The sequence below is a fragment of the Chitinophagales bacterium genome, assembly GCA_020635995.1.
Taxonomy (GTDB): Bacteria; Bacteroidota; Bacteroidia; order Chitinophagales; family UBA8649; genus JAFMKE01.
Genome location: JACJYS010000001.1, coordinates 521,436 through 539,150 on the forward strand (window position 1 = coordinate 521,436; position 17,715 = coordinate 539,150).

The window sequence follows — 17,715 nt, forward strand, 5'->3', positions numbered from 1 at the left end:
AAGTGAAATATCCACCTTCACTTGAATTGCGTCTATCAATTTATTTTTTGGACTATTATGTACTTCTAATCGGTATAAAATAAAAATGCCCCGAAAAAAATCGGGGCATTTTTAAATAAGATATTTATTAAAAATTACTTAACAATAACTCTTTTAGTTGTATAAGCACCTTCAGAAGAAATGTTGATGAAGTAAACTCCAGCAGCATTTTTATCTAAGTTAAATTCTACTATTTCTTTAGCATTAACATTAGTTAATTCTTTAGTAGCAATGGTAGTACCTATTACGTTAGTTATTTCTATTTTAATGTTATCGGCTTTAATATCAGCTATTTCTACATTCACTAATCCTTTAGTTGGGTTAGGATAAACAGAAATAGAAGCATCTAATTCATTTCTATCAGCTATACCAGAAATAGTTACTGTTTTACATTCTTGCTGAGCTGTTTTATTAAATGGAGCGTCATTAAATCTATTTTTAGCTGTTAAACAAACCGTATAAGTTTGTCCCGCCATATATGTAGGAACACCAGGTGTAGAGTTTGGAGAAGTACTGGTTTGTCCATTTCCAAAATCCCACAAATATGAAGTTGGATTTCCTGTAGATGTGTTCGTTACAACAATACTATTAGATGTAGCAAAATATGTGAAATTTGGAGTTGGTTCAGTACCTACTCTAACTGTTAGGTTTTGGCTAGTACTATTTCCATTTTCATCTGTAGCAGTTACTACGGCAGTATAGTTTCCTGCTGTAGATGTGTTAACACTTGCATCATTAACAGTTACGTTTACAGTTTGACCACTACAGTTAGGGTCTGAAGCTGAAACTGAAGGAGCTACAAAGTTAGTGCCCACATAAGTATAGTTAACACCACCTTCTGTATAAGAATCGGCAGGAGTAACTAAGTCATTGTCATCTTCTACTGTTAATAATGGGGCGGTGTTATCTTCTACATAAACAGTTCTTGTAAACGTAGATGTATTTGGAATAGGTGCATAGTCCGATGCAGTATAAGTTACAAGGTAACTACCTACAACATTTATATTTACAGCACTTGAATTTATAGTTACCGGCACAGTATAATCTACTAAGTCAAAAGCGGTAGCACCTTGCTCATCGTAAGAGGTACAAACTTCTACAGAATCTGTAGCACCACCAGTTAACGTAATAATTGGACCTTCTGTATCGTTAGAAATAATTTCTACATATCTAACTGCACTTGTTGAATTACCAGCATTATCTACTATTGTATATACATACGTAGCTAAACCTAAACCTGTTGTTAAAGTAGGGTTAACATTGTCAGTTGTAGAAGGAGCAGCAGCAGGGTAGCAACCATTATCGTCATAGTTAATTCCCGGGTCAACATAAGTATCACCAATAATAACCTGTAAAGTATCTGGTCCTATAAAAGTATATGTAGGTGGTGTATTATCCGGTGCTACGGTAACATTAATTTGAACAGTATCACTAACGTTTCCGGCATTATCTACTAAATATAAGTCATATAATCCGGAACCTGTAATAGAGCCTTGTACAAAGTTAACCATGTTTGTGTCTGGACCTTGAGGCACATCATCAAAAACTAATATTTCTTCATAATCTTCAGCACTTGGATTACATCCTTGAGAAATAGTTAAATTATTAATACCTGGATCAAGTAATGCTAAAGTAGGGCAAGTTTCATCTAAAGGAGTAACTATGCTTGATAAAGGTATTTCATCATACATAATATCATTACTTAAATAAGGATGAGAGTAACCTGTAGGTGGTTGTAAAGCATTGCCTGGCAACGCATCTTGCATCCAAATTACAGGAATTGTGTTGTTATAAAATTTTCTTGGTAAACCAGGAAAAGCACATTCTAAAGTATCTTGGTTAGAAACATTAAATGGTCCTTCCCAAGTAGCACCACCGTCAGCAGATTTTAATAAATAAACATCTTTAAAGAAATAACCATCAGGAGATGCATTTAATACTGAACTATCTAAAGGATCAATAATAGCGGTTCTCATTCTTGTATATGCTACTACTAAATTGCCGGCAGCATCATAAGATGCACTTGGTTGAGAAACTAAAGAAGATCTATATAAACCAAACTGAGTAAATTCAGGATCATTTATAACTGCACTTGTATATAAAGGATTACAGCCGGCATTTGCTTCTACTGTAAATCTTGAAGCATGTAAAATTACAGGCTCACTCATGCTTTCATTCCAATACATTAACCCTTCAGAAAAAGGATATACTGAACCGTCAGCATTAGGGTCATCTTTTAAATAATCTAAACGACCGGCCCAAACGTGAACATTATCATTATCGTCAACAATTACACTAAATGATTCATCTAAAATATCTTGTCTTTCTGCTGATTCTCCAGCTGCACCAGAGTAATTGTTAGCATTAGGATTGCCGTTGATATCTGTACTTCTTACTACGTCATGAGCCGTCCATGTTAAACCAAAATCTGTAGATTTTAGCATAAAAGTATTATATCTTCCTACTACAATAGCTACTGTTCCGTTTTGATTGGCATCTATGTCATAAACATCTCCACCTACATTTACAAAGTTGCTACCATTTACAAATGGAATAAAAGACTGTGTCCATGTAGTTCCACCATCTGTAGAACGATGCATAAACATACCTCCGTCAACTCCGTTAACTAAAGTTCCTGTTTGTGCAGCACTAATTACTAAAATAGAATCGCCTGTTATAGCTACTCTTGGCCATGTGGCATCATCGGAAAATGAACCAGAAACGTTATTTGAGTTTAATTCAGTAATATTCCACGCTGCACCAGAACCTAATGCTCTTTGCATAACTTGAATACCACCAAACGAAGCTGTGTTTCCAGCAAAGTGAGAAACAACAATTTCATTTCCATTGTTTAAAATTCCAACGTTAGGCCAACCTGTTCTATCTAAGTCAGGTCTTTGATTGTTCCAGCCGTTTGTAGGTGCTGTTGTTGCAAATGTTGGCTCAGACCAAACGCCAGAAGTGTTTTTGTAGTTGTAGCCTGTTCCACGGTCATCTGCCGCTTCTGAATATGTGTAACTTCTTGTGTAAGTTATTACAACTTCTCCGGCAGCATTTGTAACTACCCTTCTGCAGTTTGAATTGTTAGTTTGAAGGTCATAAGTTGTCATACCCACTTTTGTTTGAGCAAACAAAGCTATAACCGCTAAACTAAACAAGTTTAATAGTAATGTTTTCTTCATCATATTTTGTTTAATTATTAATAATGTTAATTCAGCCTCTAAAGTTACTAAAAAAACAAAGACTTGCAATTTTTTTTACAACATTAATGTGTTAAAATGTAATAAGAAGTTAAAATTGACGGAAAAATGACTTTATTTTTTCTTTTTTTGTTGTTCTTGTATCTGTTGTTGCTGTTTATATATTTCTTCCATTTTAGCAGCAAAACCTGATTTTTTCTTAGGCTTTTTCTTGTTTTCTTGTATTTGTGCGTGCAATTTATCTTCGTCAATAAAAAATTTATTGATAACAATTTGTTGCCCAAATGTTATCATGTTTGATAAGAAGTAATAGTACGTTAAAGCTGCCGGAAAATTGTTAAATAAAAACAACAAGAAAAATGGGAATATATATGGCATATATTTCATCATTTCCATGCCGGGCTGTGCCGGCTGCGATTGCATTTGAGGATTAAACCTTGCCATTAAAAGCGAAGATGCTGTCATTAGCAAAGTAAATATACTTAAATGATGCCCCAACAAAGGAATGCTTTTAGCCCATGTTAAAAATGGCACGGTATCAAATGTAGATAAATCTTGTGCCCACAAGAAACTTTCTTGTCTTAACTCTATAGAAGAAGGGAAAAAGTAAAACATTGCCAGTAAAAACGGCATTTGTAATAACATAGGCAGGCAACCGCCAAACATACTTACTCCCGCCTTGCTGTACAGCTCCATTTGTGCTCTTGAATAGCCCGCAGAATCGTCCTTGTATTTTTCTTTTAGCTCTTCCAGCTCTGGTTTTAAAAGCTTGGTTTTAGCCATTGAAACATAAGATTTTAATGTTAAAGGCATTAATAAAAGCTTTATTATTAAAGTCATTATTAAAATAATGATACCATAGTTGGGTATAAATTTTTCTAAGAAATTAAATAGCGGAATAATTAACCATGCGTTTATCCATTTAACCCATCTAAATAAAAAGAAATCGGCACTTAAATCTACTATGTTTTGCATGCCGTTTTTCATTTTCTTTAATAAACGGTAGTCATTTGGTCCATAATATAATTGTAGTGCATATTCTGAACTTGAGTTTTCAACGGTTACAGGCATGTTTATTTTGCCATCAAAATGGGCTACCACAGTAGTGTCATTATTATCTATGTTAGAAGCTACATCTATATTGTTAAATAATGATGCATTGTTTAAAAGTGTAACGTTAAAAAAACGTTGTCTAAAACTCAACCATTTAGATTTACTTTCTACTTTTTCATCTTTAGAACGTCCTATGGCTAAATGGCTAACTTTATCATCTTCGGTTTTCCAAAAAGCAGTAGATTTTTGCTTTTCACTTTTAATATCTTGCTCGTGTATTTGGGTGCTTAATTGCCAGTTTAAAGCTATATTTTGTGTGTTAGAACTTAGCTCGCTATTTAAGTTTTTAAAATTGACATTATAATCTACTAAATAAGATTCAGGAGCAAGTGTATAGTTTATTTCTATTGATTTTCCATTGCCTAAAGGTGTTGAAAATACTACTGAATTTCCATTTTGTTTAGCGGTAAAATATAAATCTTTAGTTTGTATTTTATTGCCCGTTTTTGTATCAAAAGCATAGTTTATTTCTTGCGAATTTTCTACAAGCATTAAAGGGTTTTGGCTAAAATCTTTAAACTTTTTTAATTCTACTTCTTTTACTTGAGCTCCTTTAGAACTTAATACTACTTTTAGTAGCTCATTTTCTATGCTAAAAGTTTCTTCGTTTCCGGTAGAGTATTGAGCAAAATCGCCAAACTGATTGCTTAGTTTTTGATTTTCTAAAAAGGCTTTTGTAGAATCTGATATAGTATCTGAATATTGTACGGTTTCTTCAAGAGTAGTATCTACAGCGGTAGAATCTGTTTGTTCAGTATTAGTTGTGGTAGTATCATTGGTTTGTTTTTCCGGAGCACATGTTCTTAACATTATGATGTACACCAAAATACTAATCAAAATAATACCTATGTATTGTCCTTTCCCTTCGTTCATTGACAAATTTTATATAAAGAGTTATTTTCTAATATCAGGAGCAAGTATATCAAATTATTTATAGCAAAAGATATACACCCCTTGTTTTAAGCAGGCAAAGGTAAGGTTTTTATTATAATGAAATTAAAAAATACCTACATAGTTGCTGGGAGAAATGGCTTTTAACTCTTTTTTTAAATTATCGTTAATTTTTAAAGCATCTATAAAAGCATGAATTTCTTGTTTTCCTACTTTTTGGTTTGTTCTTGTTAAATCTCTCAGCTGCTCATAAGGATTAGGTATGCCTTCTCTTCTAAGTACAGTTTGTATAGCTTCGGCTACTACCAGCCAGTTTTGTTCTAAATCATCGGCTATTTTAGCTTTGTTTATCAGTAATTTATCTAAACCTTTAAGTATGGCTTGCAGGGCTATTTGAGTATGAGCTATAGGTACGCCTATATTTCTAAGCACAGTAGAATCGGTTAAATCTCTTTGCAAACGAGATATAGGAAGCTTGCTTGATAAATGCTGGTATAAAGCATTGGCAATACCTAAATTTCCTTCTGCATTTTCAAAATCTATAGGATTTACTTTATGAGGCATGGCAGATGAGCCTACTTCTCCTTTTTTAATTTTTTGTTTAAAATAATCCATAGAAATATACGTCCATATATCTCTACAAAAATCTATTAGTATGGTATTTATTCTTTTAGAAGCGTCAAAATAAGCCGCCAAAAAATCGTAATGTTCTATTTGAGTAGTGTATTGGTAGCGGTATAAACCTAAGCGTTCCTCTACAAAATTATTGGCAAAATCTGTCCAGTTTTTATTGGGATAAGCTACGTGGTGGGCATTAAAATTTCCTGTAGCTCCACCAAATTTAGCCGCTATGGGCAGTTCAGAAATAATGTCAATTTGATTAACCAATCTCTCTACAAAAACCATAATTTCTTTTCCCAATTTTGTAGGGCTTGCCGGTTGCCCGTGTGTGCGTGCCAGCATGGGAATATCCATCCATTCGTTTGCTATTTCTTGCAAAGTATCTGTAAGTTCTTTTAGTTTGGGCAACATAACTTTTTCATCGGCATTTCTTAGCATTAAAGGGAAAGCAGTATTATTTATGTCTTGAGAAGTTAAGCCAAAATGAATAAATTCTTTAAAATCGGACAAACCAAGTGCATCAAATTTTTCTTTTATAAAATACTCCACGGCTTTAACATCATGATTAGTTATTTTTTCTGTGGCTTTAATTTTTTCGGCATCTTGCAAACCAAAATTTTCGTAAATACTTTTAACCGCTTTTGCTTTAGCTTTTGGAAAATTTTTAAGCTGTGGAATATTAAAATCTATAAGTGCTAAAAAGTACTCTATTTCTACTACTACACGATATTTTATTAGTGCAAATTCAGAAAAATAATCGGCAAGTTGGTTAGTTTTATTTTGGTATCTGCCATCTATAGGAGATATGGCTGTGAGAGCTGAAAATTCCATTGAGTATTTTAAATTTTAGCACAAAAATAGTGTTTTAAAGAACTAAAACTGGTGTAAAATTTGTTAGAAATTAAATAATTATCATAATAATTTTAAAAAGTAAAATTACATTTGTTGAAAATTTTGCAATAATAAACCATCAAAAGCATGTCTAAAAAGCTCGTAATAGTAGAGTCTCCTTCAAAAGCTAAAACCATTCAAAAATATTTGGGTAATGATTATATAATTGAATCTTCTTACGGTCATGTAAGAGATTTGCCTAAAAAAGATATATCTATAGATATAGAAAACAACTTTAAACCAAAATATGTTGTAAGCAACGATAAAAAAGAAGTTGTAAAAAAATTAAAGAAATTAGCCAAAGAAGTAGATGAAGTGCTGTTAGCTACGGATGAAGACCGTGAGGGAGAAGCTATTTCGTGGCATTTGTGCGAAATTTTAGGATTAAACCCTGAAGATGCAAAGAGAATTACATACACCGAAGTAACAAAAGATGCTATTGTTAGAGCTATTCAAAATCCCAGAAAATTAAATATGGGATTGGTAAATGCTCAGCAGGCAAGAAGAGTTTTAGACAGAATAGTAGGTTACGAACTTTCGCCTGTTTTATGGAAAAAAGTAAAGCCGTCATTATCGGCAGGTAGAGTGCAGTCTGTAGCTGTGCGTATAATAGTAGAGAGAGAAAGAGAAATTACCAATTTTACTACAGAAAATTATTTTAATGTATCTGCTCAATTTGTTGTGTTAGATAAAAAAGGCAATAAATCAATATTATATGCAAAATTGCCTGAAAAACTGCAAACTGAAAAAGAGGTAGAAGACTTTTTAGAAGCTTGCAAAAAAGGAAAATTTAGTATAGCAGATATTGAGAAAAAACCTTCGTTTAGAAATCCTTCAGCTCCGTTTATAACTTCTACTTTGCAGCAAGAAGCAAGTAGAAAATTGAGCTTTTCGGTAAGTAAAACCATGTCGGTAGCACAGCAACTGTATGAAGAAGGGCATATAACTTATATGAGAACAGATTCTGTAACACTGTCTCAAACCGCCATAAGCCAAGCAGCAGCTATAATAGAAAGTAATTATGGCAAAGAGTATGTAAATACCCGACAGTTTACCACTAAAAATAAAGATGCACAAGAAGCTCACGAAGCTATACGACCTACAAATTTTGCAAGTGATAAAGCCGGAACAACAAGCGACCAAAAACGCCTTTACGATTTAATATGGAAAAGAGCTATTGCTTCGCAAATGGCAAAAGCTAAATTAGAAAGAACCATTGTTTCTGTTAAAGCCGATACTACTTCTAAAATTTTTGAAGCAAAGGGAGAAGTACTTTTATTTGACGGATTTTTAAAAGTATATTTAGAAGGAAAAGATGATGGCGATGAAGAGGAAGAAATGGACGGCATATTGCCTCCAATAAGTGTAGGGCAGGAGCTTGGTTTAAAACAAATACAAGGTGTAGAGCGTTTTACCCGACCAGGAGCAAGATATACCGAAGCCAGTTTAGTAAAAAAATTAGAAGAATTAGGTATAGGACGACCTTCAACTTACGCTCCTACTATTTCTACTATTCAAAAAAGAAATTATATAGAAAAAACAAGCAGAGAAGGAGAGGAAAGAAAATATAGAGTGCTTACGCTTGAAAATGATAAAATTTCTGCTAAAACTGAAACAGAAATAACAGGAGCAGAAAACAATAAACTTTTTCCTACCGATATAGGAATGGTAGTTAATGACTTTTTAATAGAACATTTTAAAGACATTATGGACTACGATTTCACGGCACAAATGGAGCAATCTTTTGATAATATAGAAGAAGGAAAAACCAAATGGAGTGCTATGGTTTCTAAATTTTATAAGCCATTTCACGATAATGTAGAAAAAACCTTAGAAGAAGCCGATAGAGCTTCGGGAGAAAGAATATTAGGCACTCATCCTCAAAATGGAAGAACCGTGTTAGTGCGTGTAGGTCGCTATGGACCAATGGCACAAATAGGCACACCGGAAGATGAAGAAAAACCTGAATTTGCAAAACTTTTGCCTACTCAAAGTATAGAAACCATTACTTTAGAAGAAGCATTGGAGTTGTTTAAATTGCCAAGAGATTTAGGCGAGTTTGAAGGAAAAGTAATAAAAGCTTCAATTGGCAGATTTGGACCGTATGTTTTGCATAACAAAGTGTTTGTTTCTATACCAAAGGCAAGTGGGTTAGACCCAAATACTATAAATGTGCAAGAAGCCGTAGAACTGATAAAAGCAAAACGTGAAGCAGATGCCAATAAATTTATAATGGCATTTGAAGAAGAAGATATTCAGGTGCTAAATGGAAGATGGGGACCTTATATTAAAAAAGGAAAACAAAATTTTAAAATTCCTAAAGGTGTAGAAGCAGAAAAATTGACTTTAGAAAAAGTAAATGAAATAATAGCTAATCAACCGCAAAAGAAAAGAGGCGGAAGAGCAAGGAAGAAGTAGGGAGTATAGAGTACTTACTATTGAATAAAGAAACAATGAATAACCATTCAGAAATACAAGCTTTAATAAGTCTTTTAGATGACGAGGACGAAGAAATAATAGAAAATGTTTCTAATAAGCTTATTTCTTATGGCAAACCTATATTGGCTACATTAGAAGAAGCGTGGGGCTGCCAAGATTATTCTGCTTTGCACTTTGAAAAAATAGAGAAAATAATAGCTAAAATACACTTTGATGATATTTATCAGCAGTTAAATATTTGGCTTAAAGATGATTTTGCTACTTTAATTGACGGAGCGTTAATTATAGCTCAACTTTTTTATCACGATTTAGATAAAGACAAGTTTAATGAAGAATTAGCCAAACAAAAACAAAAAATTTGGTTAGAACTCAATAACAACTATACGGCTTTAGAAAACATAAATATATTTAATCAAGTATTTTATAATGTATTAGGATATAAAGGTGTAAAAACTAAAGAATTTCAGTACAATCATTTTTGTGTAAACAATGTTTTAGATACCAGACAAGGTGCTCCTATAGCTTTAGGAATTTTATATATTTCATTAGCTCAGCAGTTAGATTTGCCCGTTTATGGGGTTAATTTATATAAGCACTTTGTATTAGCTTATCAAAAGAATTTTGTTTACGATTTCACTCAAGAAAATTCAAGTGAAACAATTTTTTACATGAATCCTTCTAATAAGGGCGTGTCTTTTTTTAAGAAAGAGATATTAAGTTATTTAGCATCTTCAAAAGTAGAACCTAAAACCGTGTATTTTGAACCGGCATCTCCGTTTGCTATAATTAAAGAGTTGTTGCGATATTTATATTACACTCATGTAGCTCAAAATGATGAAAGCAAAGTGCATCAAATAAAATTGTTGGTGCAGCTTTTTGATTAGATTATGCAATAAACTCCACATCAAAAAGATGTAAACCCGATTGTGGAGCTATAAAATTCCATTGTTTGCCATCATTATTTTTGGCAATAGAATGTTTAAACTCAGTTATAGAAATTTCTCTCTCTCCTATTTTAGCCAATACAGCCATCATATATCTAATTTGATAACGCAAAAATCCGGCTCCTTTTACCACCAAAACATAAGATTGCTTAGGAAAAAAACTTCCTGTCAAATAAACGTTTTCATTTAAGTGGCAAGTTGTTATTTCTCTTTCTAAAATGGTATTTTCTGTGGGCTGGCAACAGTATTTTTTAAAATGGTGTGTTCCTTCAAAAAAAGTAGCAGCATTTTTCATGGCATCTAAATCTGCTATATTATTAAAGTTAGACATAAACGGAGCAGCATAAGGGTGCAATTTTTCATTTATGGCAAAATAATAGTGGTAAGTTTTTATTTTAGGAGCGTTTATAATGGCAAAATCTAAACTGCAAGGTTCAATATTTAAGCATTTAAAATCATTAGGGCAGTTTTTGTTGAATGATATAATAAATGCAGCATCTTCTATTTTTTCATTACAAAACAACTGTAAAGGATAATTTTGAGCCGAAACCATAGCATCTAATCTTCCTGCTCCTATGGTTTTAAAGTTAGTATGCTTAAAAACAAAACTCAATGTTTTATCTACGCTATCGTGTATGGTTTTTAGCCCGGGTTGTTTTTGCCAGCCATGAAATCTAAAGCCTAAAAATTGAATTCTTATTAAATATGAGTACTGATATTTCATTAAAAACGTAAAAATAGGACAAAATAAATGGTTTTTTTATCGCTTTTACTTTGTAGTTTTGCAGAATAATCACTATAATAATCAAATGAAAAGAATAACCTTACTACTTATTGCTTCTATTTTATTAGGGGCTTGTAAAAATTCTACAACCGAAAATGGAGACACAGAAGGGACAAAAACCGATAGTGTTGCTGTAGAAAAAACCACTGAAAATATTCAGCCCGCAGATTTAATTCAAGAAAAGGATGTAAACCAGCTAAACGAAGCTCAAAAACAAGTGCAATTACTTTTAGAGAGTTGTGTAGAAAAAAATTATGCTGTTGCAGGAGAAACCATTATGTACCGTGGTGCCGATGAAAAAAGAATGGGCAATGATAATTTTGATGTTAACAATGCTAAAGAATTAGGCACTGTAAAAACTACCTGCGATGTATTAACAGAGTGGCTGGGTGCTTCAAAAGACTATGAGTTTGTATCGTACAAAGCAGATACTATAGGTACAGAAATACAGTATGAAGTGGAAGTAATGTTTAAAAACAAAAAATTAGGCATGAACCGACATTTCTTTTATTACAAAAACACGGGAGCAGGGCTTTTGTTGTTTAATATGCTGTAGGAAAGTTATACCAATTATTTGCTTACTACTTTTTTATTTGCAAGCCTAATTCATCAAGCTGTGCTTGGTCTATAACGCTTGGCGAGTCTATCATTAAATCTCTACCAGCATTATTTTTAGGGAAAGCTATAAAATCTCTAATAGTTTCTTGCCCTCCTAAAATTGCTACAAATCTATCTAAACCAAAAGCAATACCTCCGTGTGGTGGTGCTCCGTATTCAAAAGCATTCATTAAAAATCCAAACTGGTCTTTAGCTTGCTCTTCGGTAAAACCTAAGTGTTTAAACATTAAAGCCTGCGTTTCTTTATCGTGTATTCTTATAGAACCGCCACCTATCTCATTGCCGTTAAGCACAAGGTCGTAGGCATTGGCACGTACAGCTCCCGGGTCAGTATCTAATTTAGCTATATCCTCTTTTTTAGGCGAAGTAAAAGGGTGGTGCATAGCATGATAGCGTTGTGTTTCTTCATCCCATTCTAATAATGGGAAATCAACTACCCAAAGTGGAGCAAATTCATCTTTTTTACGCAAGCCTAATCTTTCGGCTAACTCCATGCGTAAGGCACTTAACTGCCCACGTACTTTATTGGCTTCACCAGAAAGCACACAAATTAAATCGCCTGCTTTAGCTCCTGTTTTTTTAGCCCATTTAGCTAAATCTTCTTGGTCGTAAAATTTATCTACCGATGATTTAAAAGTGCCGTCTTCGTTATACTTAACATATACCATTCCTAAAGCACCTATTTGAGGGCGTTTTACCCAATCTATAAGTCCGTCTATTTCTTTACGGCTATATTCAGATGCTCCGGGCACTGCTATTCCTACCACAAGCTCTGCATTATTAAATACACTAAAATCTTTGTGCTGAGCTACATCGTTCAACTCGCCAAATTTCATCCCAAACCTAATATCCGGTTTGTCATTTCCATAAGTTTTCATAGCTTCATCATAAGTCATTCTTGGAAATTTATCTACTTCAACATTATTTAGTTTTTTTAATAAATATCGGGTTAAGCCTTCAAAAACATCTAAAATGTCTTCTTGCTCTACAAAACTCATTTCGCAGTCTATTTGCGTAAACTCCGGTTGACGGTCGGCACGCAAATCTTCATCTCTAAAACATTTTACTATTTGAAAATATTTATCCATACCTGCCACCATAAGCAGTTGCTTAAAAGTTTGTGGCGATTGAGGCAAAGCATAAAAAGTGCCTTGGTTCATACGTGAAGGCACCACAAAATCTCTTGCTCCCTCAGGTGTAGATTTTATTAAATAAGGTGTTTCTACCTCTACAAAACCTTGACCAGAAAGATAATTTCTAACCTCAAGAGCCGTTTTATGTCTAAACAATAAATTGTTGCGAACTTTATCTCTCCTAATGTCCAAATATCGGTATTTCATTCGCAGTTCTTCGCCACCGTCAGTATCATCTGCAATGGTAAACGGAGGCGTTTTTGCTTTATTTAATACATTTAATTCTTCTACATTTATTTCAATATCGCCTGTAGGCATTTCCGGGTTTTTAGAGCTACGCTCTACTACTTTTCCTTTTATTTGAATAACATATTCTCTACCCAATTTTCTTGCTTGCTCGCATAATTCTTTGTTGGTATCCATATTAAATACCAGTTGCGTTTTGCCGTATCTATCTCTTAAATCTATAAAAGTCATACCACCCAAATCTCTTGATTTGTGCATCCACCCGGCTAAAGTTACGGTGTTTCCAATATGCTCTTTTCTAAGCTCGCCACAGTTAAAAGTTCTGTACATTATTAATCAATTTTATTTAAAAGATTGCAAAAATAAGTATTTATTAAAGGAAAAAATGATGAGGCTTAAAATAATTTTCTAAAAAAAAATGACGTTTTACATTTGTATTATGTTAATAAAATGTATCTTTATTCCTTACATACATTTAACCTTGTAGAATATGATGAAAAAAATACTAACATTTTTAGCTGTAGCTATTACATTTTCAAGTCTTAAAGCACAAGATCCACACTTAACTCAGTTTTATGCAGCACCTTTGCAATTAAACCCGGCTCTTACCGGAGTAATGAAAGGAAACTATAGAGGTAGCTTTTTGTATAGAAGCCAATGGGGAGAAGTAATGCGTGATGAATCTACAAGACAATTTAGAACCATGACCGCTGCTGTAGATTTTAGAATACCTATAAATAAGAATGCTTTGGGTATAGGTGTAGAAATGATGAACGATAAAGCCGCAGAAAGCGATTATGCTACTACCAGAGCCGGATTAGCACTTAGCTATCAGCAAAGTATAGATAAATGGAATAGACATTATTTAGTTATAGGTTTGCAAGCAGATGTTATACAACGTAGCTTTAGCTTAGACGGTTTGCGTTTTGGAAATCAGTGGAATGGCATTGAATACGACCCTACTTTAGTACAAGATAATCCTGCTTATTTAGCTACCTTAAATCAAAAGCGTTTATTTTTTGATGCAAGTGCCGGTTTGTTATACTTTGTGCGTGCCAGAAATAAACGAACTACAGCTTATGCAGGCTTTAGTGCTCAGCACTTAAATATGCCTAATGAATCATTAGGAGGTTCTACAGCTAAATTGCCTATTAAATACTCTATTCATTCAGGAGTAAACTTTCCTATAGCTAAGCAGTTTGATTTACTGCCTAAGTTTTTATTTCAGTTACAAGGAAACCATACAGAATTATTATTAGGTACAGATATCCGTTTTATATTTAATGATGGCGACCCTATGGGCAATGCTTTCCGTTTTGGAGCATTATATAGAATGGTGGGCGGATTAAATGCCAGTAATAATCCGGGATTTAATAGTGAATCAGTAGCACTATTGGCAGGAGCCGATTATAAAGGTTTATCTTTTGGAGCCGCCTACGATATTAATATTTCTCAGTTTCAGCCGGGTACTTTTAAAAGAGGTGGTTTTGAAGTTACCTTAGCATACACGGGCAGTTGGGAAAGAAAAAATAAAATTAGTGTAGCTTGTCCGGAGTTTTAGAAATAACCCTTTGCTATGATGAAAATTGCATCAATTTTATTAATTTTTTTATTACTACTTGGTGTTAATTCTTGCTGTACTGAAATGTATTGTTTAGGTGTAGAAGACATCAACATTAAACTTCAAGATTTTTCTTTAGCAGAATTAGAATCTGTTACACTTGTTAATGCAAATAATAATTACATTTTAAATACCTATATAGATATTCAAGATGAAAATGGATTTTTTCTTAGACTTAATGAAGCATTTTATATTGGGAACAACTATATTTTGAGTATAGACTCTGGCAATCTTTCTTATACACTATCTGATTTTAAAACTTCAAAAGAGAAGTGTAATACAGGCTTTATGTGTCGCGATTATATTGAACATTTAGAAAGTTATAAAGTAAATGGTGTAGCATATAGTGCTAATAATCGTGATTTAATAGTTGTTAATAGGTAATGGTGAAAAAAGGAATTTATTTATTAGCAATATTATTTTTCTGTTATAACAATTCTTATAGCCAAATTAAAGAAAATATTGACTTTCAAGATTTTATGAAGGAAATACAAATTTGGCAAAAAAATGAAAATAAAATGAATCTCATTTGGTGGTTACCGTCAAATTATTGGGAGATTACAAAGCAAATGAATCCAGGAGTCTCCGAAGAAGGATTTAAGATTTTTGAAGATGCGTTTCAAGACTATTATTTAGTCTTTACTCTAAGTGCTGAAATTGTAGGAGCAGATTTTTCATACCGAAGTTATTCAGCAATTTTTGATAATTTAAAGCTAATAGATTCAAAAGGAAGAACGTATTTACCAATTAATGAAATTAATTTGCCAACTAAGACCGTAAATATTATGGCAGTATTTAAACCAATTATAGAGAAAATGATTGGTGGAGGATTAGGTAAAGGGATTCAATTTTATTTATTTCCAAAAAAAGACAATAAGGGAAGTTTTATTATTGATGAAGATTCTCAAACAGAATTTGCATTTACTCTTTTTCAAAATAAGTTTACTTATAATTTACCTCTTGTTTCTTTAATGGAAGACAAATATTGTCCAGTTGATAATAAAATAATGAAAGGAAATTGGGAATATTGTCCTTTCCACGGGGTTAAATTAGATTGATTACCTATAGATATTGACAAAACTGTCAGGTTAATTTAGATGAAGTTGTGTAGTACGAATATGGCAAATCTTCTCAAATCTAACTACCTAAAATTACCTTTAACACTAATTAACCGCACATTTTTTATATGCTTTCATAAATTTGCATTTAGCAAAAAAATAAAATGTAATGGAAAGCACATCGGTAGATATTAGAGCACTTAATGAAAAAATAGAAAAAGAAAGTGGATTTATTGATTTAATCAATATGGAAATTGGCAAATCAATAGTAGGGCAAAAGAAAATGGTAGAACGTCTTATTTTAGCCATGCTTGCCAATGGACATATACTATTAGAAGGTGTTCCGGGTTTGGCAAAAACCTTAGCCATAAAATCGCTTTCAAGTGCGGTAGATGCTAAATTTAGCAGAATTCAGTTTACCCCAGACTTATTGCCTGCCGATATTTTGGGTACTATGATTTACAATCAAAAACTGAATGATTTTAGCATAAAAAAAGGTCCCGTATTTGCCAATTTTGTGCTGGCAGATGAAATTAACCGTGCTCCGGCAAAAGTGCAAAGTGCTTTATTAGAAGCCATGCAAGAAAAACAAATAACTATTGGCGATACAACTTTTAAGCTTGATGAACCTTTTTTGGTGTTGGCAACGCAAAACCCTATTGAGCAAGAAGGGACTTATCCGTTACCGGAAGCACAAGTTGACCGTTTTATGCTAAAAGTAAATATTACTTATCCTCAAAAAGAAGAAGAGCGTCAAATTATCCGTATGAATATAGGTAATGAAAAAAGAACTATTAATCCTGTGGCGGCAACAGAAGCTATAATGAGAGGTAGAGAATTAGTGCGAGAAATTTATATGGATGAAAATATAGAGCAGTATATTTTAGATATTGTTTTTGCAACAAGAAACCCGGCAGAAAACAACTTAAAACAAATTGCCCCATTAATAACTTATGGTGGTTCGCCAAGGGCAAGTATAAATTTAGCTATGGCAAGCAAAGCTATGGCATTCATGAAAAAACGGGGTTATGTTATTCCAGAAGATGTTAAAGCTATTTGCCACGATGTAATGCGACACCGTATAGGACTAAGCTATGAAGCTGAAGCTGAAAATGTAACGGCAGATGAATTGGTAAGCGAAGTACTTAATGCAGTAGAAATACCTTAGTTAGATTTAAGATGTAAGACATAAGATTTAAGACGTAAGATATACTAACGACCACCGACTAAAAAATGACAACCGAAGAACTTTTAAAACAAGTACGTAAGATAGAAATCAAGGCAAAAGGCTTGAGCAATCAGGTATTTGCGGGTAGCTATCATTCTGCATTTAAGGGTAGAGGCATGTCGTTTAGCGAAGTGCGTGGCTATAATTACGGAGATGATGTGCGTAATATAGACTGGAATGTTACCGCCCGTTTTGATGCTCCTTTTGTTAAAGTTTTTGAAGAAGAACGCGAGCTTACCGTTATGCTTTTGGTAGATATAAGCAAGTCAACATATTTTGGTACTTATGGCACATTTAAAAACAAAATGATGGCGTTAATTTCGGCAGTTTTATCTTATTCAGCTATACAAAACAATGATAAAGTAGGCGTACTTTTTTTTAGCGATAAAGTAGAAATGTATATTCCGCCAAAAAAAGGTAAAGGACATATTTTGCGAATAATTAGAGAGTTGGTTAATATAGAACCAAAGGACAGTGGTACTAATTTAGGCGTAGCACTGCAATATTTTAACAACTTAGTAAAGCGTAGAAGCGTAGCTTTTGTTTTATCCGATTTTATAACAGATGATGATTATGAAGATGCCCTTAAAATAGTAAGGAAAAAACACGATATAATAGGTTTGCATATTTTTGATAAGTTTGAAAAAGAATTGCCGGATTTAGGCTTGGTTCAGCTAAATGATGCCGAGTTAAATAACAAAAAATGGATAGACACTTCATCTAAAGAAGAAAGAAAAAGATATACCGAGTTTTTTGAAAATAATTTGCAAAGCAATAAAAAGACATTTATTAAAAATAAAGCCGATTTTATTAGTTTAAATACAGAAGAAAACTATGTAAATGCCTTACTTCAACTGTTTAAAAGAAGGGGGAGTAGAAGATGATGAAA

Annotated in this window: 13 protein-coding genes; 8 read left to right on the forward strand and 5 right to left on the reverse strand. The window is 33.1% G+C overall.

Features of this window, described 5'->3' with window-relative positions; translation table 11 throughout:
* Positions 1 to 134: 134 nt before the first annotated feature.
* The 3 genes from H6578_02220 to purB all read right to left on the reverse strand — a co-directional run bounded on the left by H6578_02220 (position 135) and on the right by purB (position 6,695).
* Positions 135 to 3,221, reverse strand: a complete 3,087-nt coding sequence (locus tag H6578_02220; GenBank protein ID MCB9225974.1) for a DUF5011 domain-containing protein — start codon at positions 3,219 to 3,221, stop codon at positions 135 to 137.
* A 132-nt stretch (positions 3,222 to 3,353) separates the two neighbouring features.
* Entirely contained in the window at positions 3,354 to 5,225 is a 1,872-nt protein-coding gene (yidC, locus tag H6578_02225; protein MCB9225975.1) for a membrane protein insertase YidC, read from the reverse strand.
* A gap of 123 nt (positions 5,226 to 5,348) precedes the next feature.
* Positions 5,349 to 6,695, reverse strand: coding sequence for an adenylosuccinate lyase (purB, locus tag H6578_02230; GenBank protein ID MCB9225976.1), 1,347 nt, complete (start codon positions 6,693 to 6,695; stop codon positions 5,349 to 5,351).
* A 147-nt stretch (positions 6,696 to 6,842) separates the two neighbouring features.
* Here purB and topA point away from each other — a divergent pair, with 147 nt between their 5' ends.
* Positions 6,843 to 9,173 (forward strand): type I DNA topoisomerase, encoded by a 2,331-nt coding sequence (topA, locus tag H6578_02235; protein MCB9225977.1) that lies wholly within the window; start codon positions 6,843 to 6,845, stop codon positions 9,171 to 9,173.
* A 35-nt stretch (positions 9,174 to 9,208) separates the two neighbouring features.
* Positions 9,209 to 10,078 (forward strand): hypothetical protein, encoded by an 870-nt coding sequence (locus H6578_02240; protein MCB9225978.1) that lies wholly within the window; start codon positions 9,209 to 9,211, stop codon positions 10,076 to 10,078.
* 1 nt (position 10,079) lies between these two features.
* Here the strand turns inward: H6578_02240 and H6578_02245 are convergent, their stop codons facing one another.
* The gene (locus H6578_02245; protein MCB9225979.1) at positions 10,080 to 10,862 is read right to left on the reverse strand and encodes a tRNA pseudouridine(38-40) synthase TruA; all 783 of its coding nucleotides are present in this window, start codon (positions 10,860 to 10,862) and stop codon (positions 10,080 to 10,082) included.
* An 85-nt stretch (positions 10,863 to 10,947) separates the two neighbouring features.
* Between H6578_02245 and H6578_02250 the strand changes: the two genes are divergently transcribed.
* The gene (locus tag H6578_02250; GenBank protein MCB9225980.1) at positions 10,948 to 11,478 is read left to right on the forward strand and encodes a hypothetical protein; all 531 of its coding nucleotides are present in this window, start codon (positions 10,948 to 10,950) and stop codon (positions 11,476 to 11,478) included.
* A 25-nt stretch (positions 11,479 to 11,503) separates the two neighbouring features.
* On the opposite strand, the gene aspS is transcribed toward H6578_02250, so the two are convergent.
* Positions 11,504 to 13,249: an aspartate--tRNA ligase gene (gene aspS / locus H6578_02255; GenBank protein MCB9225981.1), complete on the reverse strand. Its 1,746-nt coding sequence runs from the start codon at positions 13,247 to 13,249 to the stop codon at positions 11,504 to 11,506.
* Positions 13,250 to 13,412: 163 nt separating this feature from the next.
* Here aspS and H6578_02260 point away from each other — a divergent pair, with 163 nt between their 5' ends.
* From H6578_02260 to H6578_02280, 5 genes are all read left to right on the forward strand, one after another.
* Entirely contained in the window at positions 13,413 to 14,480 is a 1,068-nt protein-coding gene (locus H6578_02260; protein ID MCB9225982.1) for a PorP/SprF family type IX secretion system membrane protein, read from the forward strand.
* A gap of 18 nt (positions 14,481 to 14,498) precedes the next feature.
* Entirely contained in the window at positions 14,499 to 14,924 is a 426-nt protein-coding gene (locus tag H6578_02265; protein MCB9225983.1) for a hypothetical protein, read from the forward strand.
* Between the two features lie 2 nt (positions 14,925 to 14,926).
* Entirely contained in the window at positions 14,927 to 15,598 is a 672-nt protein-coding gene (locus H6578_02270; GenBank protein MCB9225984.1) for a hypothetical protein, read from the forward strand.
* A gap of 169 nt (positions 15,599 to 15,767) precedes the next feature.
* Entirely contained in the window at positions 15,768 to 16,766 is a 999-nt protein-coding gene (locus tag H6578_02275; protein ID MCB9225985.1) for an AAA family ATPase, read from the forward strand.
* A 65-nt stretch (positions 16,767 to 16,831) separates the two neighbouring features.
* Positions 16,832 to 17,710, forward strand: a complete 879-nt coding sequence (locus H6578_02280) for a DUF58 domain-containing protein (GenBank protein MCB9225986.1) — start codon at positions 16,832 to 16,834, stop codon at positions 17,708 to 17,710.
* The last annotated feature ends 5 nt before the right edge of the window (positions 17,711 to 17,715 follow it).

Excerpts from the sequence above, each read along its gene's own strand:
- H6578_02220 (MCB9225974.1), bottom strand. The coding sequence starts at position 3,221 with ATGAAGAAAACATTACTATTAAACTTGTTTAGTTTAGCGGTTATAGCT.
- yidC (MCB9225975.1), bottom strand. The coding sequence starts at position 5,225 with ATGAACGAAGGGAAAGGACAATACATAGGTATTATTTTGATTAGTATT.
- purB (MCB9225976.1), bottom strand. The coding sequence starts at position 6,695 with ATGGAATTTTCAGCTCTCACAGCCATATCTCCTATAGATGGCAGATAC.
- topA (MCB9225977.1), top strand. The coding sequence starts at position 6,843 with ATGTCTAAAAAGCTCGTAATAGTAGAGTCTCCTTCAAAAGCTAAAACC.
- H6578_02240 (MCB9225978.1), top strand. The coding sequence starts at position 9,209 with ATGAATAACCATTCAGAAATACAAGCTTTAATAAGTCTTTTAGATGAC.
- H6578_02245 (MCB9225979.1), bottom strand. The coding sequence starts at position 10,862 with ATGAAATATCAGTACTCATATTTAATAAGAATTCAATTTTTAGGCTTT.
- H6578_02250 (MCB9225980.1), top strand. The coding sequence starts at position 10,948 with ATGAAAAGAATAACCTTACTACTTATTGCTTCTATTTTATTAGGGGCT.
- aspS (MCB9225981.1), bottom strand. The coding sequence starts at position 13,249 with ATGTACAGAACTTTTAACTGTGGCGAGCTTAGAAAAGAGCATATTGGA.
- H6578_02260 (MCB9225982.1), top strand. The coding sequence starts at position 13,413 with ATGAAAAAAATACTAACATTTTTAGCTGTAGCTATTACATTTTCAAGT.
- H6578_02265 (MCB9225983.1), top strand. The coding sequence starts at position 14,499 with ATGAAAATTGCATCAATTTTATTAATTTTTTTATTACTACTTGGTGTT.
- H6578_02275 (MCB9225985.1), top strand. The coding sequence starts at position 15,768 with ATGGAAAGCACATCGGTAGATATTAGAGCACTTAATGAAAAAATAGAA.
- H6578_02280 (MCB9225986.1), top strand. The coding sequence starts at position 16,832 with ATGACAACCGAAGAACTTTTAAAACAAGTACGTAAGATAGAAATCAAG.